At 42.4% G+C, this 20,079-nt stretch carries 22 protein-coding genes; 16 read left to right on the top strand and 6 right to left on the bottom strand.

Annotated features, from left to right (window positions below; genetic code table 11):
* The first annotated feature begins 85 nt into the window (after positions 1-85).
* The 6 genes from IGJ44_RS15135 to IGJ44_RS15110 are packed head-to-tail and all read left to right on the top strand — an operon-like array spanning position 86 to position 5,735.
* Entirely contained in the window at positions 86-1,072 is a 987-nt protein-coding gene (locus IGJ44_RS15135) for a LacI family DNA-binding transcriptional regulator (protein ID WP_167827318.1), read from the top strand.
* Positions 1,065-1,970: a ribokinase gene (rbsK, locus tag IGJ44_RS15130; protein ID WP_167827317.1), complete on the top strand. Its 906-nt coding sequence runs from the start codon at positions 1,065-1,067 to the stop codon at positions 1,968-1,970. The genes IGJ44_RS15135 and rbsK overlap by 8 nt, the downstream gene beginning before the upstream one ends.
* Entirely contained in the window at positions 1,945-2,340 is a 396-nt protein-coding gene (gene rbsD, locus IGJ44_RS15125; RefSeq protein WP_167827316.1) for a D-ribose pyranase, read from the top strand. Before rbsK ends, rbsD begins: the two co-directional genes overlap by 26 nt.
* Positions 2,341-2,359: 19 nt before the next feature.
* Positions 2,360-3,844: a sugar ABC transporter ATP-binding protein gene (locus tag IGJ44_RS15120; RefSeq protein ID WP_060792555.1), complete on the top strand. Its 1,485-nt coding sequence runs from the start codon at positions 2,360-2,362 to the stop codon at positions 3,842-3,844.
* 1 nt (position 3,845) lies between these two features.
* Complete coding sequence (locus tag IGJ44_RS15115) at positions 3,846-4,799, top strand: ABC transporter permease (protein WP_086337773.1); 954 nt, start codon at positions 3,846-3,848, stop codon at positions 4,797-4,799.
* An 18-nt stretch (positions 4,800-4,817) separates the two neighbouring features.
* Positions 4,818-5,735 carry a D-ribose ABC transporter substrate-binding protein gene (locus IGJ44_RS15110; protein ID WP_016609995.1) on the top strand — a complete coding sequence of 306 codons (918 nt, stop codon included), beginning with the start codon at positions 4,818-4,820 and terminating at the stop codon, positions 5,733-5,735.
* Positions 5,736-5,837: 102 nt separating this feature from the next.
* Here the strand turns inward: IGJ44_RS15110 and IGJ44_RS15105 are convergent, their stop codons facing one another.
* Positions 5,838-7,031 carry a toxic anion resistance protein gene (locus IGJ44_RS15105; protein WP_060792554.1) on the bottom strand — a complete coding sequence of 398 codons (1,194 nt, stop codon included), beginning with the start codon at positions 7,029-7,031 and terminating at the stop codon, positions 5,838-5,840.
* A 97-nt stretch (positions 7,032-7,128) separates the two neighbouring features.
* A complete protein-coding gene (locus IGJ44_RS15100) occupies positions 7,129-7,770 on the bottom strand; it encodes a 5-bromo-4-chloroindolyl phosphate hydrolysis family protein (RefSeq protein WP_010749055.1) in 642 nt (213 codons plus the stop codon).
* A gap of 218 nt (positions 7,771-7,988) precedes the next feature.
* Here IGJ44_RS15100 and IGJ44_RS15095 point away from each other — a divergent pair, with 218 nt between their 5' ends.
* Entirely contained in the window at positions 7,989-8,567 is a 579-nt protein-coding gene (locus IGJ44_RS15095) for an NUDIX hydrolase (RefSeq protein WP_005227818.1), read from the top strand.
* Positions 8,560-8,856 (top strand): cell wall synthase accessory phosphoprotein MacP, encoded by a 297-nt coding sequence (macP, locus tag IGJ44_RS15090; RefSeq protein ID WP_005227820.1) that lies wholly within the window; start codon positions 8,560-8,562, stop codon positions 8,854-8,856. Before IGJ44_RS15095 ends, macP begins: the two co-directional genes overlap by 8 nt.
* A 58-nt stretch (positions 8,857-8,914) precedes the next feature.
* On the opposite strand, the gene IGJ44_RS15085 is transcribed toward macP, so the two are convergent.
* A complete protein-coding gene (locus tag IGJ44_RS15085) occupies positions 8,915-9,517 on the bottom strand; it encodes a class I SAM-dependent methyltransferase (protein ID WP_123834447.1) in 603 nt (200 codons plus the stop codon).
* A 151-nt stretch (positions 9,518-9,668) separates the two neighbouring features.
* Between IGJ44_RS15085 and IGJ44_RS15080 the strand changes: the two genes are divergently transcribed.
* From IGJ44_RS15080 to IGJ44_RS15070, 3 genes are read left to right on the top strand one after another with little or no spacing between them, the layout of a single operon-like run.
* Positions 9,669-10,364: a 5'-methylthioadenosine/adenosylhomocysteine nucleosidase gene (locus IGJ44_RS15080; RefSeq protein WP_081117805.1), complete on the top strand. Its 696-nt coding sequence runs from the start codon at positions 9,669-9,671 to the stop codon at positions 10,362-10,364.
* 43 nt (positions 10,365-10,407) lie between these two features.
* Positions 10,408-10,971 carry a cysteine hydrolase family protein gene (locus IGJ44_RS15075; RefSeq protein ID WP_123834449.1) on the top strand — a complete coding sequence of 188 codons (564 nt, stop codon included), beginning with the start codon at positions 10,408-10,410 and terminating at the stop codon, positions 10,969-10,971.
* Positions 10,972-11,271, top strand: coding sequence for a hypothetical protein (locus IGJ44_RS15070; RefSeq protein ID WP_005227832.1), 300 nt, complete (start codon positions 10,972-10,974; stop codon positions 11,269-11,271).
* Between the two features lie 100 nt (positions 11,272-11,371).
* On the opposite strand, the gene IGJ44_RS15065 is transcribed toward IGJ44_RS15070, so the two are convergent.
* A complete protein-coding gene (locus tag IGJ44_RS15065) occupies positions 11,372-12,403 on the bottom strand; it encodes a hypothetical protein (protein WP_240934943.1) in 1,032 nt (343 codons plus the stop codon).
* Positions 12,404-13,273: 870 nt separating this feature from the next.
* Here IGJ44_RS15065 and IGJ44_RS15060 point away from each other — a divergent pair.
* The 3 genes from IGJ44_RS15060 (at position 13,274) to IGJ44_RS15050 (ending at position 15,271) form a co-directional block, all read left to right on the top strand.
* Complete coding sequence (locus IGJ44_RS15060; RefSeq protein ID WP_228077330.1) at positions 13,274-13,828, top strand: hypothetical protein; 555 nt, start codon at positions 13,274-13,276, stop codon at positions 13,826-13,828.
* A 137-nt stretch (positions 13,829-13,965) separates the two neighbouring features.
* Entirely contained in the window at positions 13,966-14,574 is a 609-nt protein-coding gene (locus IGJ44_RS15055) for a hypothetical protein (RefSeq protein WP_167827315.1), read from the top strand.
* 109 nt (positions 14,575-14,683) lie between these two features.
* Positions 14,684-15,271, top strand: coding sequence for a hypothetical protein (locus IGJ44_RS15050; protein ID WP_167827314.1), 588 nt, complete (start codon positions 14,684-14,686; stop codon positions 15,269-15,271).
* 63 nt (positions 15,272-15,334) lie between these two features.
* Here IGJ44_RS15050 and IGJ44_RS15045 read toward each other — a convergent pair whose 3' ends face one another.
* Positions 15,335-17,227: a M13 family metallopeptidase gene (locus IGJ44_RS15045; RefSeq protein ID WP_430605911.1), complete on the bottom strand. Its 1,893-nt coding sequence runs from the start codon at positions 17,225-17,227 to the stop codon at positions 15,335-15,337.
* Positions 17,228-17,367: 140 nt separating this feature from the next.
* On the opposite strand from IGJ44_RS15045, the gene IGJ44_RS15040 reads away from it, so the two are divergent.
* Together IGJ44_RS15040 and IGJ44_RS15035 are read left to right on the top strand one after the other, a co-directional pair.
* Entirely contained in the window at positions 17,368-17,907 is a 540-nt protein-coding gene (locus IGJ44_RS15040; protein ID WP_005233534.1) for a C39 family peptidase, read from the top strand.
* 71 nt (positions 17,908-17,978) lie between these two features.
* A complete protein-coding gene (locus IGJ44_RS15035) occupies positions 17,979-18,944 on the top strand; it encodes a ribose-phosphate diphosphokinase (RefSeq protein ID WP_153883724.1) in 966 nt (321 codons plus the stop codon).
* 78 nt (positions 18,945-19,022) lie between these two features.
* Here the strand turns inward: IGJ44_RS15035 and IGJ44_RS15030 are convergent, their stop codons facing one another.
* Entirely contained in the window at positions 19,023-20,042 is a 1,020-nt protein-coding gene (locus IGJ44_RS15030) for a LacI family DNA-binding transcriptional regulator (protein WP_005227844.1), read from the bottom strand.
* Between the last annotated feature and the right edge of the window lie 37 nt (positions 20,043-20,079).

Genomic DNA, 20,079 nt, shown 5'->3' with positions numbered 1-20,079 from the left:
GAAAAAGTTTTTTTATTTCTCCTTGCAATTTTCGCAAAGTTCGGCTATGATAGGTGTGTAATCGGTTACACAGGAGGGGAGCAACATGACAACAATTAAAGATGTCGCCAATTTAGCTGGACTTTCCGTGGCGACAGTTTCAAGAGCCATGAATGGGACTGGCTATGTGAGCGAAAAAGCCCGTGAGAAAATCCATCAGGCGATCAATGAATTGAATTATTCCCCCAATGAAGTCGCACGTTCACTGTATCAGAAAAAGTCAAAATTGATTGGTTTGCTACTTCCTGATATATCCAACCCGTTTTTTCCGCTAGTAGCCAAAGGCGTCGAAGACTTTCTACAAAAAAAAGGCTATCAAGTCATCCTTGGCAACATTCAAGAAGACAATGAGAAAGCCAATGAATATTTACGTGCGTTTGAGCAAAACAATGTGGCGGGGATTCTTTCCGCTGTCGAAAATAAAAATCGTACCCAAAGCAATATTCCGACGGTCGTCTTGGATCGGATCGATCAAGATGTCGAATATGGGGTTTATTCGGATGACCTTCAAGGCGGCGAACTTGCTGCTGAAGCGATCTTAAAAGGTGACCCCAAAAAGGTAGTCGTGATTGCTGGGCCTGAATCTGTCACCCGTGCTCGGGATCGTTTATTGAGTGTTGAATACACATTGAAAAAAGCACAAGTTCCTTATGCACTAGTGAAATCCACATCCTTTCTCTTAGAGGATGCGACCTTGACAGCGAAACAAGTTTTTTTAGAACATCCCACTGTCGATAGTGTGATTGCCCCAAGCGATACCCATGCGATTGCCATCATGCAAGAGGCTTATCATCATGGCGTAAAGATCCCAGAACAACTTCAAGTGATCGGCTATGACGATATTCCCATCAGTAAATTGGTGGTGCCACGCTTGACGACGATCCATCAGCCTGCTTATCAAGTAGGTTACAAAGGAGCAGAAATGCTCTTTGCATTGATCAACGATCAATTTATTGAACAGAAAAAAATCATCCTTCCTGTTCATTTAGAAGAAAGAGAGACAGTAAGAAATGGAGGAACGCCAATTGAATAAGATCATCGTCATTGGTAGTATGGCAACAGATTTTGTAGTCACTACGAAGGTGAAACCCAATCAAGGAGAAACGGTTTTTGGGGAAAAATTTGACACGAATTTTGGCGGCAAAGGAGCAAACCAAGCCATCGCCGCTAGCCGTTTAGGCGCAGAAGTAGCAATGCTAGGCCATGTAGGAACCGATCGTTTCGGAAATGAAATCGTCGAAAACTTAAACGTGAATGGCGTTTCTACGGAGAATGTGGAACCCGTTACACATTTTCCATCTGGTGCCGCGCATATCATTTTGCATGAAAATGACAATAGCATCATTGTCATACCCGGTGCCAATAATGCGCTTGATTTAGCTCGCTTTTCCGAAATAAAAGGAAACATCACAGAGGCTGATTTAGTGATTTTGCAAAACGAGATTCCCCAAGAAGCCAATGAAGCCATCATCGACTGGTGTTGGGAAGCAAAAATCCCTGTTTTATATAATCCAGCACCTGCGAGAAAGCTCAATCCGCGTATGTTATCTAAGGTGGGGTATCTGACCCCTAATGAACATGAGTTTAAGTTGCTTTTCCCCAACCAAAAGCTTACTGACGTTTTAGCAGCCTACCCTAATCGATTGATCGTTACCCTAGGTGCCAAAGGAGCGATTTTCCATAATGGGAAGTCGGAGGTCTTAGTTCCTGCCTTTCCAGTTGCTGCGGTCGATACTACGGGAGCTGGTGATACCTTCAATGGTGCATTAGCAGTAGGGATTTTAGCAAGTGTTCCCTTAGAAAACGCCATTGCCTTTGCCAACTTAGCAGCAGCAATCTCCGTCAAAGGATATGGTGCTCAAGGCGGAATGCCTACATTAAAGGAAATGAAGGAGAGTCCATTGTATGAAGAAGCATGGGGCATTAAATAGTGAGATCGACAAAGTATTGGCGGATTTAGGCCACACCGATCAGCTTACGATCGGGGACTTGGGGTTGCCAGTACCCACAGGGGTGAAAAAAATCGATCTGGCATTAAAACTAGGTAGTCCGAGTTTTGAAGAGGTGTTATTAGTAATGCAACAAGAGATGGCAGTCGAGGCGATCGTTTTAGCAGAGGAAATAAAAACGGAGAATGCGGAGCAGTGGCAATTGATTCAAAAAACGTTCCCGAATGTTCCGATTCGTTTTGTTCCACATGAGGCATTCAAAGAAGAAACAAAGGAAAGCAAAGCCATTATTCGAACAGGGGAAGCGACACCCTATTCAAACATTATTTTACAAGCAGCCGTTATCTTCTAAAGAGACAGGAGGAAATCATGTGCAAGTCGAGATGAGCAATATTGAGAAATCCTTTGGGAAGAATCAAGTGTTAAGAGATGTCTCACTAACATTGTACCCTGGAGAAATCCATGCCCTAATGGGAGAAAATGGGGCAGGCAAGTCAACGTTGATGAACATTTTAACTGGGTTACATGCCAAAGATGCAGGGACGATTTTGATCGATGGCAAAGAAACGAACTACGCCGATCCGAAGGAAGCCGAACAAGCCGGTGTGAGCTTTATCCATCAAGAAATGAATAACTGGGAACAGATGACTGTATTGGATAACTTATTCTTGAATCGGGAATTGAAAACCACCTTTGGGCTACTAGATACGAAGAAAATGGCAAGCAAAGCGCAGGCAGTCTTTGAACAATTAGGGATTCAGATCCCCCTTCAAAAAGAAGTGGATGAACTTTCAGTCGGGCAACAGCAAATGATCGAGATCACGAAAGCGCTGATGACTGATGCCAAGGTGTTGATCATGGATGAACCGACTGCTGCCTTGTCGGATAAGGAAATTAATAATTTGTTTCAAATCATTCGTCGCTTGAAAGAAAACGGCGTAGCGATCGTTTATATCTCTCACCGAATGGAGGAGATTTTCAAAATAAGTGACAAGATCACTGTGATGCGGGATGGTCTATCGATCGATACGAAAAAGACGCAGGATACAACGATGGATGAGGTCGTGAAGAAAATGGTCGGTAGAGAGTTAGCTGATTATTATCCAGAAAAACAAGCGCAGATCGGTGAAGTCGTTTTTGAAGTAAAAAATTTAACAGCAGCTTCTAAAGTTTACCAAGGCATCAATTTTCAAGTCAGAGCAGGTGAGATCCTTGGGTTCTCAGGTTTAATGGGTGCTGGACGCACAGAAGTCATGCGAGGAATATTTGGTTTAGATGAAATTGAAAGCGGTACCTTAATCGTCGAAGGGCAAGAAGTGAAAAACTCTTCGCCTTCAAAGGCAATCGCCAATGGCTTTGGCTTTCTAACAGAAAATCGGAAAACGGAAGGCTTGGTCTTAGACTTTTCCCTGACCGATAATATCAGTTTGCCCAGCATTGATAATTTTGTCAAAACAGGCATGGTCGATAGCAAGACTGAAGCCAGTTTCGTTGCGTTAATGATCGAGCGCTTACGCATCAAAACGATGAGTGCCCAGAATTTAGCCAGCGAGCTTTCTGGTGGAAATCAGCAAAAAGTGGTTTTGGCGAAGTGGATCGGTGTCGGACCAAAAGTATTGATTTTAGATGAACCGACACGCGGAGTAGACGTAGGTGCCAAACGAGAGATTTATCAGCTGATGAATGAGTTAGCGGAACGTGGTATTGCGATTTTGATGGTTTCTAGTGATCTACCAGAAGTGCTAGGTGTCAGCGATCGCATCATTGTTTTACACGAAGGAAAAATATCAGGGGAACTCTCTCGGCAAGAAGCCACACAAGAGAAGATCATGACGTATGCGACAGGAGGAAACTAATATGGAAAAAAGTGGTATGAAAACAAAACAACTCTCGGAATCAATTAGTAAATTGGGACCTTTACTCGCTTTGATTGCTCTAGTGGCTGCTGTCACTGCCTTAAATCCAAGCTTTTTATCACCCAGTAATTTGTTGAATCTTTTGCGGCAAGTCGCAGCGAATGGCTTTATTGCATTCGGAATGACCTTTGTCATTTTGACTGGGGGCATTGATTTGTCTGTAGGGTCCACCTTGGCACTTTCCAGTGCCTTGACAGCAGGAATGATGGCCAACGGGGTGTCACCTTTAGTCGCTATTTTGATTGGGTTACTAAGTGGAGCGATCCTTGGTGCGTTGAATGGACTACTGATTTCAAAAGGAAAAATGGCACCGTTTATCGCAACCTTAGCAACGATGACGATCTATCGGGGCGCTACCTTAGTGTACACCAATGGAAATCCAATCACTGGACTAGGTGACAGCTTTCTATTCAGCTTTATTGGTCGTGGGTATCTTTTCGGGATTCCTTTTCCAGTCGTATTGATGTTTCTCGTGTTCTTTCTTTTGTTCTTGTTGCTTCATCGCACCGCCTTCGGACGAAAAACCTATGCCATCGGTGGCAATGAAAAGGCCGCTTTTATTGCTGGGGTGAAAATCGATAAGATAAAACTGATCATTTATTCGATCTCTGGATTGATGGCTTCAATCAGTGGCATGATCATCACTTCTAGGCTGAATTCTGCGCAACCAACAGCAGGGCAAGCCTATGAGATGGATGCGATTGCAGCAGTCGTTTTAGGTGGTACGAGCTTATCTGGTGGAAGAGGCAGAATTTTTGGCACGTTGATCGGGGCATTGATCATTGGTACGTTGAACAATGGTCTAAATCTATTGGGTGTCTCAAGTTTTTATCAACAAATCGTTAAAGGGATCGTGATCGTAATTGCAGTGTTACTGGATCGGAAAAGGAAATAAAAAATAGGAGGATCTATTATGAAAAAAATGTTTTTATTGGCAGCAGGCTTATTGGTACTTTCTGGATGTGGAGCGGCAACATTGGACAACGGCGGCAGTAGTGAGACACAAAGTGAGGAAAAAGCAGCTTCAGAATTGACAGTTGGTGTATCGATCTCCACCCTCAATAACCCGTTTTTTGTTTCCATGCAAGAGGGGATCAATCAACTGGCTGAGGAAAATGACACCGATGTACGCTTTGTTGATGCCCAAGATGATACTGCCAAGCAAAGCAATGATATTGATGATTTGATCCAACAAGGCGTGGATGTGCTTTTGATCAATCCCGTTGATTCTGCTGCTATCGTCCCAGCTGTTGAAGCCGCTAATAATGCCAACATCCCAGTTATTGCCATCGACCGTAGTAGCGATGGAGGAACGCTTTTGACGACGGTTGCCTCCAATAACGAAGAAGGTGGAAAAATGGCAGCAGAATTTATTCTCGAACAATTAGGGGAAAACGCAAAAGTGGTAGAACTTGAAGGCGTCCCTGGCGCTTCTGCAACCAGAGAGCGAGGAAAAGGCTTTGATGATTATGCTAAAGACAAACTGGATGTTGTTGAAAAGCAATCCGCAAACTTCAATCGAGCAGAAGGATTAACGGTTATGGAAAATATCCTCCAAGCCAACAATGACATTCAAGGCGTCTTTGCTCAAAACGATGAAATGGCTTTAGGGGCAGCCGAAGCGATGGGAAACCGAGAAGGCGTAGTGATTGTCGGGTTTGACGGTACTGAAGACGGACTCAAAGCCATCGAAGAAGGTAGAATGACGGCAACGATCGCTCAAAAACCAGAAGAAATGGGCCGCCTTGCATTGCAGGCAGCGTTTGACCATTTCCAAGGAAAAACAGTCGCTGAACAAATCGATTCACCATTAGAGTTGGTGAAAAAATAGGTAGACGCTCAATGCATTTCCTACTTTCAACATAGAAAGCCCCTCTTTGGCTGACCATTTAGGTCACCAAAGAGGGGCTTTCTTTAATACGTGGCGTTTCGTTTACTTGTTGCTGGTTAAATCCAATAAGCGGTCTTTCAAGTCTTCTTCTAGATGACCCAATTCCACTTCGGCAGCACGACGTTTTTCTTTTCCTTCTTTTTGGATCCGTAATGTTTCTTGGATCGTTTCCACAAGGTCGTTTTGTGTTTTTTGCAATGTTTCGATATCGACGATGCCGCGCTCGTTTTCTTTCGCTGTTTCAATAGCAGAAACTTTCAACATTTCTGAGTTTTTCTTCAATAGATCATTGGTGGTCTCAGAAACTTGGCGTTGTGCCGTAACTGCATCTTTTTGACGCAATAAAGTCAAGGCAATGACCACTTGGTTTTTCCATAGTGGGATCGCTGTATTGACAGAAGCTTGGATTTTTTCTGCTAACGCTTGGTTCGTGTTTTGGATCAGGCGAATTTGCGGTGCCTGTTGGATCGTGATTTGACGTGCCAAGCGCAAGTCATGAGTTCGTTTGTCTAAACGATCAAGAAATTGCGTGTAATCGTTGGCGATCTGTACGTCCATTTGATCATTCGTTTCTTCTGCTTTTTTCATGGCTTCAGGAATAATTTTGGTTTGCAATTCTTGCATCTTCAACTCGCCAGCGGCAATGTAGATGTTCAATGCATCGAAGTAATCTTTGTTCTTTTGATACAACTGTTCCAACATCATGTTGTCTTTTAGCAAACCGTCTTTTTCTTTATCCAATTTGACGGCGATCTTGTCGATTTGGGCACCGATTTTTTGGTATTTAGCGGTGATTTCAAAAATGGATTGTTTTACTTTACCAAACATCCGCTTGAATAAGTTGCCTTCCCCTGCACGCAGTTCGTCTGGATTGGCTTCTTGCAAGCGATACATCAACTCCGTCAATGAGTCGCCCACAGGGCCGATATCAGCTGCTTGGACATGGTTCAACATGGATTGGGAAAACTCTCCAAGTTTGGTTTGGGCAGCTGCACCATAGGTGATGACCGCTTGCTGGTCGGTCGCATCGATTTTGCTGGCTAATTCTTGGGCCTGTGCTTGACGCTCTGGCGGTAATTTATCAATCAAACGCGGTGCCGTTTGCTGTTCTTTCAGCTGACTGATTTCCGCTTGTTGAGTGGTGGTCAAAGTGTCGACAGGGGTTGAAAATGGGTTGTTCAATAAATCGTCAAGCGTATCCGTTACGGGTTTTGCTTGATTTGGTGTTTCACTCATAATAACTCCTCCTAATAATTGTCTGCTTTCGAAAAAAATCTAGCCTGGGCTAGATTTTTTTTTAGATTCTTTTCTTGTTGCCAATCAGAATCTATCCCTATTCATTATCTCGTTTTATGCTTTGTTTGGCAATGGATAACTCAACATCCATGTCATCAAGATCGTCTGCTACAAATTGGGAGTAGTCTTTGGCGATCAAGGAAGCCATTTGCTCGATGATTTGGGTGCTTTCCTCGATTTTATCATAGGTCTCACGACTTTTGATCTCATGGCTATTGATTTCAATGAACTTATCGGTCAAATCGACCATGTTGGGCAAGTGTGTATAAAGGAAATGACTTGCCAAAGGCAGTTTGGTCGGTTCTTTCACGAGTTCTTTGAAAAGAGCTTTTGAGGCACGCAAGGCATCGTGACGCAAGTCAATGGCTTTTAACTTGTTATTGCTAGTGATATTTTTTTGGTATTTATCGATTTGGTGTTTCGTCTGATTCATCGTTTCACGGAACAATTCGATCTCACGAGCAGTCATTCCGCTTTTCAAGTAATGGGCTTCTCGTTCTCTCGTTAAAGAAGGCAAAACTTGTGGATCGGCTGCTGGAACTTTACGCCCTCTAATACCGACGTAGACTAAAATTGCACCGACGATTAATAATAGGCTCGCAAATGAATCGCCTACTACGTTAAAAATAATACTGATGAGGACGATCGCACCAACGATCAGCCAGATGTTTTTTTTCATTTTTCCTCCTCCTAAAAATCTCTTGGACAAGTAGATTGGGTTATTCGACATCTTTATTTTAGCATGTTCACTAAAAGAAAAATATCAGACTTGGGGTGGATTTTCCGATTTTTAGTAAATTCATAAGCTTTCTTGCTATTTCTTAAGAAGATATTTTTTCTAAATTATGCTAAAGTGTTTGATAGATAAGACGTATGAGGAAAGTTAGGTGTCGATAGATGTTAGAATTTAAAGATTTTGAAGAAAAAACGATCCAACGGAATGAAATTTTTCATGGCAAGATCATTGATGTGGTCGTTGATGATGTCTCCTTGCCAAATGGCGGGACCAGTAAACGCGAACTAGTCTTTCACCCTGGTGGTGTTGCCGTGATCGCCTTGACAAGTGAGAACAAAATGCTGTTTGTTCGCCAATTCAGAAAACCGTTAGAGCGAGTGATTTTAGAAATACCAGCAGGAAAAATCGATCCAGGAGAAGGCGCTCGTCCAGATTTGACTGGCGCCCGGGAATTAGAAGAAGAGACTGGCTATCGTGCAAAAACGCTGGAGCACGTTTCTTCTATGTACCTTTCACCAGGCTTTGCTAATGAGCTCTTGCATGTCTATTATGCCAAAGAGCTGGAAAAAGTGACAAATCCCTTACCGCAAGACGAAGATGAAGTGCTGGAAGTCTATGAATTGACCTTAGAGCAAGCACAAGCCGCTATCGCTGATGGAACGATCTGTGATGCGAAGACCGTGTTTGCGATCCAATTTTGGGAGTTGCTGGAATTGAAACGGAGGAACGGACTTGCCTAAAGAACCATTGATCACCCGCAGTGAGCTTCGACGCAGACGCGAAGAAGAACAAGCGGCAGCTGAACGCAATCAGCAAATCGTAGAAAAGCAAAGCAAGAAAGAATGGAAACAAAAAGAAAAACAAATTGATAACCACTACCGAAAAGTGCGCAAGAAAAACAAAGAAATCACGAAGACCCGTGCCGGTGAGAACCAGAAATCTCGGGATCTGAACCGTTTTTTAATGAAAGCCATTGTGATCGTCACTTTATTGTTAGTCGTCGTTGGTTTGGCGATCTTTTTGTTGTGATTCTTCTAGTACTAAGAAAAAGCCGCCCCTGCATCTTCTGCAAGTGCGGCTTTTTTTGTTATTCGGTCGGCTTTTTCAAAATAGCTAAAAACATGGCCGCTGGCTGATTCATGAACAAATGATCCGCTTCATGAAAAACGGTAAAGGAAGTGGCAGTAAACCCAGTCGTCTCTGCCAGTTGAGTCAATGCGGAAGGATCAAACCCATTATGAACCAGCGGGTGAGATACGGCGGGATTTTTGAGGAAATCCACTAGATAAAGGGTTCCTCCTGGCTGCAGCAAGGCGTATAGTTTTTCTATCATAGCGGCTGTGTCAGGAATATGCAGCAAGACGAGGGATAGCAGCACAGCGTCTGCTTTTGCTTGTAAGGATTCTTGCAGCAGATCGTGGACAGTTGCAGAAGCATTGGCCAGCTGCAGTTGGTTGATTTTTTTTTCAGAAACCTCGATCATGTTAGGGGCAGTATCCCAGATGGCTAAGTGCTGGATATAAGCTGCTAAGGGCAGACTTACTAGGCCGGTACCGCCGCCGATATCGATCAGAGTGTGGTGCTGGTTGTCTTTAAAATAAGGTTCAAGGGTTTGGGTGACTAATTGTGCTAACGCGATCCGTTCAGGGGTATCGTATTTTGCTGCCATGGCGTTGAAAATTTCAGACATAAGTGCCTCCTTTTATAATGACAAAAAACTGTTCGTTTCGTCAAAACTAGTTTATCATGAAAGGAGAAAAACACGTCAGTAGATACGTGGGAATTTCTGTTGTTTTTCATTTTAAAGGGTGAAAAATAAACGAGAAGCAGGAGGCAAACACATGAAAATTGGTATTATTGGTGCAATGGAGGAAGAAATCAAGGCGTTGCGGGAACAGTTGATTTCACCGCTTTCTTGGGAACGCGGCGGCGCACTATTTATTTCAGGAAGTATCGGCAATCATGAAGTGATCGTCGTTCGTTCAGGTATCGGCAAAGTTCTGGCATCGATCACCACTAGTTTATTGATCCAACAATACGGGGTCAATATGGTGATCAATACTGGATCAGCTGGTGGGATCGGTGCCGGCTTACAAGTAGGGGATTTAGTGATTTCAGATAAAGTGGCCTATTTTGATGTCGATGTGACGGGCTTTGGTTATGAATATGGCCAGCTGCCTGGTGGGATGCCTTTGTATTATGAAGCCAGCCGCTATTTGATCAGTGAGATGACGAAAGCCGCAGAAGCGACCCATCATACCGTGAAAAAGGGACTTATCGTTACCGGCGATAGTTTTATCAATGACCCGCAAAAAGTACAGGAGATTTTAGGACATTTTCCAGATGCCTTGGCTTGTGAGATGGAAGGAGCCGCGATCGCACAGACCGCGCAGCAATTCAATATTCCTTTCTTGATCGTGCGCGCGATCAGCGACACCGCCGACCACGCAGCAACCGTCTCTTTTGATGAGTTTATCTTAGAAGCTGGCAAGCGTTCCGCTGAAATGGTCTTGGCATTCGTTGAAACATTAAAGTAACTTAAAAAACAAGAGAGCCGATTCGTAAGAGGAGGAAGGAAGCATGAGAGCATTACTATCCATTGATTATACGTTTGATTTTGTTGCAGATGAGGGACGATTGACCACGGGTGCTGCTGGGCAAGCGATTGAAGCTGCCTTAGTGGCTCGGACGCAAGCCTTTATCGAAGCCGGTGAATTTGTCGTTTTTGCCATCGATCGTCATGAGGAAACAGACAACTATCATCCTGAAAACCGCTTGTTCCCACCTCACAATCTTGCGGGCAGTGCGGGGCGACATCTTTATGGTCGTTTAGCCCCGCTTTATGAAAACTATCAGGAAGCGCCAAATGTCTATTGGATCGACAAGCGCCATTACTCAGCCTTTAGCGGTACCGACTTGGACATCCGACTGCGGGAAAGAGGGATCACGGAATTGTACCTGACCGGTGTTTGTACCGACATCTGTGTCTTGCATACAGCAGTGGATGCCTATAATTTAGGCTACAAACTGGTGATCGATGCAAATACCGTTGCCAGCTTTGACGCGGTCGGACATGAATGGGCACTACGCCATTTTGAAAATACCCTTGGTGCGAAAATCATTTCTGCGAAGGAGGAAGCATAAATGGGATGGATGGATCAATTAAAAGCAAATTTCAGTTTCAGTGAACTGACTAGCCTTTATCAAGCGTATCAAAAAGGGGATCTTGATGTGAAGGCGTTGTTGAACAATGACTTCTTACAAAAGTATACGGATTTTCAGAACTTGGATGAGTTTATGGCTAAATTAGGCATCCAGAATGAAAACCAAATCTTCGACTTTCTAAAAGACCGCCCCAATCGGCAAAAAGCCGATCAAGTCGTCAATGAGCATTCCCAATTCGATTCTGTGATCAGTATGATGAAAAAAGCTTTACAGAAATAAACAACGATAGAAGAAGGAGCCTTCGAAAATCAATTGATTTCCGAAGGCTCCTTCTTTATATATTAATGGGTGGGTTATGTAACAAATTGATTTTTATTTGCTACCACATACCCCAATTATTAAGCTGTCTAAAGTTTAGCCGGCTGTTTCGTGTACCCGCTAAAGTATTGATGGCAGCAAGATCAATAATAGATACGTACATTGTCGCCATAGCGGTAACATACATGGTAGCAATTCCCGCTATCCCAATTGGGTTTGCACCCAGGAGTAAAAGAAAGACAGAGTCTAAAACGGTGTCATACATCCCTTTTAAAGCCTTTTTCGAAGCTTGATCAATGGTTTCTTGTGTATCGATCATCTTGGAAATTTCTTCCATGAATTTTTCTGGGGAGTTTATGGATTCTAATGAAGATTTTTCTTCAGTGAAATATTCAAAGAGGTCCTCGGCAATAGACTTCAATTCATCAGCGTTCTTATATCCCGCAATGGATTTTTTTACGTTAGAGACATGATTTTTAAAGTTGTAGATATCTAGATTTGAAAAATAATCTTTAAGACTAGTTACCGCATTATAAGATGATAACGCAAAATTCAAGTACTTGGTTCCCATAGTGGTTCTAAGAAAGGCATTGTAAGCATTGGTGTCATTGAAGGTGTAATATTCAGGGTAGTAACGAAGGGGAAGTCTGTCACCCACCAGCCCAGCATTGCGCTCATAATCATGCACATCAAAATAATAAAGCATAAATGTGTGCATAAGTTGATCATTGGTGGGATTGTTCCCGTAAATTCTAGTGGCAAATTGTTTGACTTTAGGAAACTCAAAAGGAACGACCGGCGTAACAGCTGGTAAATTTCTTTCTGAACGCTCCTCTGTTGGCATTAGTGACTGGTACTGTAAATTTTCAAAATCGATACTCGTATTAGCAAGAATTTCCAAAGATAAACCGATTTCTACTAGCTCTTCTTCAAGGGCGACCAATAGATTCGCTTTTTCGTAATGGTCATCAGGAACATCTGCAAAATTGCCACTCTCACTGACAGCATATGCCGTGATTGGTGAGAAAAAACCACTCAGTAAAACGACAAGTAACAATATAACTGAATATTTTTGCTTCAATTTTTGCTTCATTTCAATTCCTCCTCATAATTAAAGTTTGACAACACGTGTTATACAAGTTAAATTTATCATATAAAAAGACAGAAATGAATTATTTTATTTAAATTTGATTAATTTGTTTAAAAAAAGTAGGATTAGTTATTTCGCCTTAATTTTTGAAGGTATCCCTAAGTAGATAACCTTGCTTGCTAAAAGAGGAGGGAAGTGAAAAAATTCAAGATATTCGACGATGATACAACTAAAGGAAAATTGTATGCTTTGATTGATTATCTAGTGATCACCTCAGCCCTTTGTTTTAGTGCATATCATTCTTTTCCGCTTACGATTCCTAAGTATTTACATATTCCGGGGACGAACGAGTATATGGTAGGTGGCTTATTTAGCGTATTAATGTCCTACTCTCTTTATAAGACCTATTTGTTGAATGCGCATAAAAACATTCCTAAAGAAAAAAAACATAGTATAGAAATCAGTTTTTTTCTCGGCTTACTCGTCTCTTTTATTTTGCTTTTATTCAGATCAGAAAGCTTAATTAATCATTTGCTTTTTCGAAACCAATTACCTTTGGAACAGATTATGTATCACTTAGATCGATTGTATTTTCTCAATCTACGTATGTTACTGTTCGCTTTGATACGGTGTTTATTCGCTTTTGATTACTATCAAGCCTTTTATTACAAAAAAAGAAAATGCTACATGGGCTATATTTATGTATACAGCTTTTTATTTCTAGTAGGAGGTGCACTCTTCTATATGTGGATCATGTCCATAAACTTTTTATTTCGCAAATAGTGTCTTCGGAGTTTACGTCCATACCTCAGTGCCGTAGGAAAAGTTTTTTCAAAAATATACTCAGTTATGAATAGCATAGGGGGCTTTGTATTGGGGAAAACGGATCAAGTGACGTTATACAAGCGAAAAGGAAAAATCTATTCCATCATTGATCATATAATTATGGGGGCTGCAATATTATTTGAAACATATCATAGCTCCCCAATTAGACCTATAATTCGTGGGAGATCAGATATTCGTGGGATTGGGTTGTCGGCTGTGAGCGCAATGGTGTTTTTGCTAGCTTGGGAGACAACTTTAAGTTTAAACCGTCATGAGCTTGTTCCTGAATACAAAAAGCATATCGCTGGAATTGAGCACTTTTTCTTCTTCTTGGTTGGTTTTTTTATCTTGATTTTCACTGCCGATCCCTTGATTGGTTTACTATCGCGAACGATACCGGTAGAGAAAATCACCTACCATCTGGAACGGCTCTACTTTCTTCATTTTTTTATGATGTTCTATGTTTTGTTGCGGTGTGTATTGGCATTCGATTATTATCAAGCCTTTTATTATGAAGATAAAAAATGCAGGATGTATTATGTCTTGCTTTGTTTTTTCGTGGGCGTAGGTGTCATTCGTATTCTTCGTGCAGCTCTTACTTAATTTGTCTCATTTATTCACCCCTTCTAAAAGAATCCATTAGCAAAAGACAAGCCTCAGCTGATTAAAAGATTGTCTTTCAATTGAATAAGTTTGTTACAGGATTGCTTCATTTAAATTGTGAGGAGGTTTTTAATGTATTGAAAAAAAGATATCAACCCCTTGATAGTTATCAGCGAAAAGGGAAGATCTATTCCATCATTGATCATATAATTATGGGGACTGCAATATTACTTGAAGCATATCATAGCTCCCAAATTTGGCCTCGTAGATTACCGATTAGACCTATAAGAACTCTTGGAAATTCAGATATTCGCGCGATTGGGTTGACAGCTGTAACCGCAATGATACTTTTGCTAGCCTGGAATACAACTTCAAGTTTAAACCGTCATGAGCTTGTTCCTGAATACAAAAAGCATATCGCTGGAATTGAGCACGTTTTCTTCTTCTTGGTTGGTTTTTTTATCTTGATTTTCACTGCCGATCCCTTGATTGGTTTACTATCGCGAACGATACCGGTAGAGAAAATCACCTATCATCTGGAACGGCTCTACTTTCTTCATTTTTTTATGATGTTCTATGTTTTACTGCGGTGTGTATTGGCATTCGATTATTATCAAGCCTTTTATTATGAAGATAGAAAATGCAGGATGTACTATGTCTTGCTTTGTTTTTTCGTAGGCATAATTATCACTCGTGTTCTTCTAGGGGTTCTTTCGTTAGTTGTCTCGTTCATCTATCACTTCTAAAAAATCCATTAGCAAAAGATAAGCTTTAGGTGATTAAAAGATTGTCTTTCAATTGAATAAGTTTGTTACTGGATTGCTTCATTTAAATTGTGAGGAGGTTTTTAATGTTTTGAAAAAAAGATATCAACTCCTTGATAGTTATCAGCGAAAAGGGAAGATCTATTCCCTTATTGATTATGTTATTCTGGGTGCCGCAATGATTTTTGAAAAATATCATAGCTCCCCAATTTGGCCTTTGACAATTCATGGAAAAACGGAATTCGTTGCTGTCGGTTTATCGACTGTGAGCTTTTGTGTGCTTCTTCTAGCTTTTGAGAGAACCTCCAGTTCAAATTGTCATAAGTTGGTTCCGAAACACAAAAAACATATCGCCGGCATTGAATTCTTTTTTTTCTTCTTGCCTGGTTTTTTAATCTTAATTTTCACTGCTGATCCTTTGACTAGGAGCATCTCTCGAAAATTACCATTAGAGCAAATTGCGTATCATTTGGAGCGACTCTACTTTCTTCATTTTTTTATGATGTTCTATGTTTTGTTGCGGTGTGTATTGGCTTTCAACTATTATCAAGCCTTTTATTACGAAGATAAAAAATGCAAGATGTTCTATGTCTTGGTTTGTTTTTTTGTAGGCATAGGTATCATTCGTGTTCTTCTGGGGGTTCTTTCGTTAGTTGTCTCGTTCATCTATCACTTCTAAAAAATCCATAGCAAAAAGACAAACCCTAGCTATCTATGGTTTGTCTTTTTCTTACGCTATTGTTTACCAGATCTGCACACGATCTTCTGGTGCACGATACATAGGGTCACCAGGTTTGATATCAAAGGTTGTATAGAATTCATCGATGTTTTGAACTTGGATATTGGCACGTAGTTTCGCTGGTCCGTGGACATCGATCGACAGTAAGAGCTGTTGGTATTGTTCTTTGGCTTTTGTACGCCAGATCTTCGCCCAATTGGTGAAGAAGTCTGCTAAAGAAACATCGCTTTCTTTTTGCGCTGCTTCTAGCGCACAGCTTAGTCCGCCTGCATCGGCGATGTTTTCAGAAACAGTCAACGTTCCATTTACGGTACCGCCGGCAAAGGGCAGGCCATCAAACTCGTCGATCATCGCTTGAGCTAAGCGTTCAAAGTGTGCCAAATCTTCTTCTGTCCACCAATTGTTTAAATTACCATATTCATCAAATTTTGCCCCGTTGTTGTCAAAGGCGTGGGAGATCTCATGAGCAATGACCGCGCCGATCCCCCCATAATTTGCGCTGGTGGATTGCTCCAAACTATAAAAGGGCGCTTGTAAGATTGCCGCTGGGAAAACGATCACGTTTTTAAATGGGTGATAGTAGGCATTCACGGTAGCGGCGGACATTTCCCATTCCTCGCGATCCACGGGCTGCTGCCATTTTTTGAAGGCATCTTCTCGGAACAAACGATTGAAATGCAGGGCATTTGCCAGCAGACTTTTCTCTTCATCGGTATGCAATTGGTCATAAATAGCAGGAACTTGATCAGGGTACCCGACATGGATGCCTAAACGATTCAATTTGATGATCGCTTTTTGGCGAGTTTCTTCACTTAACCACGTGTTGTTGCGCAAACGATCTTGGTAGACAGCAATCATTGTTTCCACCATGTGTTTGACGTCTTTTTTCGCCGTTTCCCCAAAGTACTTGCGTCCATAATAATCACCGATCACTTGACTAAAATGACCCATCGTTAAGTAATAAGCCGCTTTTTGTTGGGGAGCCGCTTCATCGATCCCTGATAAGTAGCGACTGTAGGTTCCGCCTAACTGACGCAATTCTTCACTCAGATAGCTAGTATAGCGCAAGCTTTGGTTGACGATCATCCAGCCTTTCAAGAGTTCAAAATGGCTATCAGAAACAATAATGTCAAAGGCTTCAAAGTAAGCGGGTTCCGTTACGATCAGCTCTTCTGGTGTACCTGGTAAAAGGGCTGTCAAGAGTTGTCTAAAATCGATCTTGCTGGCTTGCTTTGCAAATTCTTCCAAGGAGCGAGGATTGTAATTTTTGCTATAATCCGCACTTTCTTCCGCACTGCGCACATGAGGGGCGATCAATTTATCAAAAGCGATCGCTTGCTCTACCAACGATTCCGCTTCTGCTTGGTCTTTTCCATAAGCAACTAAAACGTTGACGGCCATCTCAAAGTAGACTTGCAGCATTTTGCTTGCTTGGGGATTTTCTGTGTAATAGGTTTTATCCGGCAAAATAGTAGCAGGCGGATAGACAGACAAAGTATTCATTTGCGCATTTTTCATGTCTGCATCGACATCTAGTTGGAAAGGCAAGGCAATGCCCTCTAAAACGAAACTTGCCAGTTGCTGATTCAATTCCTCATAAGAACGCAACGCTTCGATTTTTGCTAATAGTGCATTTGCTTCAGTAGCGCCAGCTGCCTCTCGTTGGGCAAAATCGCTGGCTAAGCGGTAAAAAGCCACAGCATCCTTCATGCGGCCTTTTGGCGTAGCATGGGGATCGTGTGCCATATTTTCAAATTCTGCGATCATTAAGGAATCGATTCCGTCAACGAGATCTTGGAATCCACCCGTAGCGGGTTTATCTGCTGGAATAACAGCGGTCTCCAGCCACTCGCCATTTACATAGTCATAAAAATCATCTTTTAACAAGGTTGTCATGTCTTTCGCTCCTCTCGCTTTCTACTATTATGAAACAAAATCTGTAAGGACGCAAAGAAAAGTTTTCTAGACGAAAAAGGGTTTTGATCCAAGTAGGAGGAGAATCTAAGGTATAATAAGAAAAAAGGCAGGTGAACGAGATGGAACAAGTAGAGTGGAAAGGGATCGCCGAAGAGCGGTTTCGTCCGTATAAGCAGTGGGTCACTCCTTCAGGGTATTTATGCGGCACCTATGCGGCAGCCGTCTTTTTGGCCTACTATCAAGATTACATCGATGAAACGATCATCCCGAAAGCGTTTCGTAGAAAAAAACAGCGAGATCTGACAGTAGTGACGGAAATGCTGCGGGTGCTGATTCAGCCTCATGGGTTGCCGACGATCGCTTGGCAAGTCAGTCATGGATTGACTCGGTTTTTCGATCAATTCCAATTGCCTTACCGCGGACGTGCGACTGTTGTTGGCGGCTGGCATCGAGCGTGCAAACGAATCGATGAAGGCAAACCGGTGATCATCGGTATTTTGAAGCCTTTAGGCAGCACGTATGGCAATCATTGGGTCGTGGCTTACGCCTACGCTGAAACCGCCAGCGGAGAACGCTATTTTAAAGTTCATGACAACTGGGGCAACTACAAAAAAGTGATTCCCGCCAGTTGGGTAAACGGTACCGTCACACTTCCTTGAACGAGACGGTTAAAAAAACAGTCACTTTGTGCTAGAATAGAAGAAAACAACCACATTCATTGGAGGCAATCATGGGCGAAAGTTATAAAGATAGTTCGTTGAAAATTTTTAGTTTAAATGGAAATTTACCATTAGCAGAAAACATTGCGAAAGTTTTCGGTACAGAACTAGGGAAGTCAAAAGTGACACAGTTTAGTGATGGAGAGATTGCCATCAATATCGAAGAAAGTGTGCGGGGCGACCATATTTATATCATTCAATCGACGAATGAACCCGTCAATGATCACTATTTAGAGCTATTGATCATGATCGATGCGATGAAACGGGCTAGTGCGAAGACCATCAATGTCGTTTTGCCTTATTACGCATATGCACGGCAAGACCGAACCGCCAACCCGCATGAGCCGATCACTGCAAAATTGATTGCCAATATGCTGGTGGAAGCAGGGGCTTCTCGAATCTTGACGCTTGATCTGCATGCCGTCCAAGTTCAAGGATTTTTCGACATCCCAGTGGATAATCTCTTTACGATCCCATTGTTTGCCCATTACTATCGCGAACAAAAAATGACGGGTGACGACTATGTCGTGGTTTCACCAAAAAACAGCGGTGTCCAACGGACCCGTAGTTTGGCAGAATACTTAGATACAGCGATCGCGATCGTCGATCAAGATGAAGCCGATGGCGGCTATGTGATCGGTGATGTCGTTGGGAAAAAATGTATTTTGGTTGATGACATTTTAAATACCGGCCATACATTGGCAAAAGCGGCAGACTTGTTGAAGGAAGCTGGTGCCAGCGAAGTGTATGCTTGTGTCTCTCACGCCTTGCTTTCACCGCCTGCTAAAGAAATTTTGGATCAATCAGCGATTGAAAGTATTTGTGTCACCGATTCTTGCTGGACTAGCGAAGAACGCCATCCGCAAAAACTGCACTACATTTCTTGTGCTGAATTGATGGGGGAAGCCGTTCGCCGTATCCACGAAAATACACCAATGAGTCCATTGTTCCGCCTGGAAAGCAAAGAGTATAAATAAAAATATGAAAAGCACCCGCTATCCTTAGGGACAGCGGGTGCTTTTGCATGTAAGGGGAAGTGGATCAGACCCAGCGGATCAGTTCAACTGGTTGCGGTTTAAGACCGTTTCTCGTTTGATCAGCTTATGTGGTACGACCAGCTGTACGCCGTTTGAATCTTCATGATTCAATTGCGCCATCAGCCGTTCGGTAGCGATTTTTCCTAAGGACAACACGTTGATATCGATACTAGTCAAATACGGATGGGTCAAAGTAGCAAAGATCGAATTGTTGAAACTGATGATGGATAAGTCGTCGGGGACTTTGTAGCCATACATCGTTGCTAATTGAATGATCCGCACAGCGAACAGATCATCGATCACGACGATGGCTGTTGCTTGGGATTCTTTGATCGTTTCTTCAAACGTGACGTAATCTTCCGCTTTTTCAAAGGTCAATGCTGGATAAAAGGGGAGATTTGCCAGCATCATGGCTTTTTGGTAGCCGAAGAAACGCTCGAAATACAGGTTTTCATGGGTCGTATTGGTAGCAAATAATATCTTCGTATGCCCTTGGGCGATCAGATGCTCAGTTGCTTGCTTGCCTAACAACTGGTTGTCATTATCGACAAAAACGATTTTGTCTTCATTGCTGTATGGTTGACCAATCAAGGTAAAAGGGACTTCTTTTTCGACCAGATAGTCGATGATGGGGTCTTTTTCATCGGAATAGACCAAGATAAAGCCATCTACTTGTTTTTGCAGGTGCATCCGTTCCACGTTTTTTAGTAATGTAGCAAAGTCACGGGCGGAGGCAACGGCAACCGTCATTTGATGATGGCGGGCCTCTTCATTGATGGCTTCGATCGTTTCTAAATAAAAGGGGTTTCCTAGTCGTTCTTTCGAATCAAGAGGCGGCAAGATCACGCCGATGGCACTGGATATCTGTTTGCCGAGATTTCGAGCCGCAAGATTGGGGACATAGCCCATTTCTGCCATTACTTTGCGCACTTTCTTCTTGGTATCTTCAGAAATGCTGGGATGATCGTTTACGACACGAGAAACCGTGGATGTAGCGACGCCAGCCTTTTTGGCGACATCTTTGACCGTAATGCTCACTGATTTCCCTCCTTTTTTAGCTTATAGTATCACAAAG

Origin of the sequence: Enterococcus sp. DIV1368d, from assembly GCF_050542975.1 — a bacterium.
GTDB classification, from domain to species: domain Bacteria; phylum Bacillota; class Bacilli; order Lactobacillales; family Enterococcaceae; genus Enterococcus_D; species Enterococcus_D casseliflavus.
The sequence above is the reverse complement of the archived record's forward strand: the minus strand, read 5'-3'. Positions and strand labels throughout refer to the sequence as shown.

Excerpts from the sequence above, each read along its gene's own strand:
- IGJ44_RS15135 (WP_167827318.1), top strand. The coding sequence starts at position 86 with ATGACAACAATTAAAGATGTCGCCAATTTAGCTGGACTTTCCGTGGCG.
- rbsD (WP_167827316.1), top strand. The coding sequence starts at position 1,945 with ATGAAGAAGCATGGGGCATTAAATAGTGAGATCGACAAAGTATTGGCG.
- IGJ44_RS15115 (WP_086337773.1), top strand. The coding sequence starts at position 3,846 with ATGGAAAAAAGTGGTATGAAAACAAAACAACTCTCGGAATCAATTAGT.
- IGJ44_RS15110 (WP_016609995.1), top strand. The coding sequence starts at position 4,818 with ATGAAAAAAATGTTTTTATTGGCAGCAGGCTTATTGGTACTTTCTGGA.
- IGJ44_RS15105 (WP_060792554.1), bottom strand. The coding sequence starts at position 7,031 with ATGAGTGAAACACCAAATCAAGCAAAACCCGTAACGGATACGCTTGAC.
- IGJ44_RS15100 (WP_010749055.1), bottom strand. The coding sequence starts at position 7,770 with ATGAAAAAAAACATCTGGCTGATCGTTGGTGCGATCGTCCTCATCAGT.
- IGJ44_RS15095 (WP_005227818.1), top strand. The coding sequence starts at position 7,989 with ATGTTAGAATTTAAAGATTTTGAAGAAAAAACGATCCAACGGAATGAA.
- IGJ44_RS15085 (WP_123834447.1), bottom strand. The coding sequence starts at position 9,517 with ATGTCTGAAATTTTCAACGCCATGGCAGCAAAATACGATACCCCTGAA.
- IGJ44_RS15080 (WP_081117805.1), top strand. The coding sequence starts at position 9,669 with ATGAAAATTGGTATTATTGGTGCAATGGAGGAAGAAATCAAGGCGTTG.
- IGJ44_RS15075 (WP_123834449.1), top strand. The coding sequence starts at position 10,408 with ATGAGAGCATTACTATCCATTGATTATACGTTTGATTTTGTTGCAGAT.
- IGJ44_RS15070 (WP_005227832.1), top strand. The coding sequence starts at position 10,972 with ATGGGATGGATGGATCAATTAAAAGCAAATTTCAGTTTCAGTGAACTG.
- IGJ44_RS15065 (WP_240934943.1), bottom strand. The coding sequence starts at position 12,403 with ATGAAGCAAAAATTGAAGCAAAAATATTCAGTTATATTGTTACTTGTC.
- IGJ44_RS15045 (WP_430605911.1), bottom strand. The coding sequence starts at position 17,227 with ATGACAACCTTGTTAAAAGATGATTTTTATGACTATGTAAATGGCGAG.
- IGJ44_RS15040 (WP_005233534.1), top strand. The coding sequence starts at position 17,368 with ATGGAACAAGTAGAGTGGAAAGGGATCGCCGAAGAGCGGTTTCGTCCG.
- IGJ44_RS15035 (WP_153883724.1), top strand. The coding sequence starts at position 17,979 with ATGGGCGAAAGTTATAAAGATAGTTCGTTGAAAATTTTTAGTTTAAAT.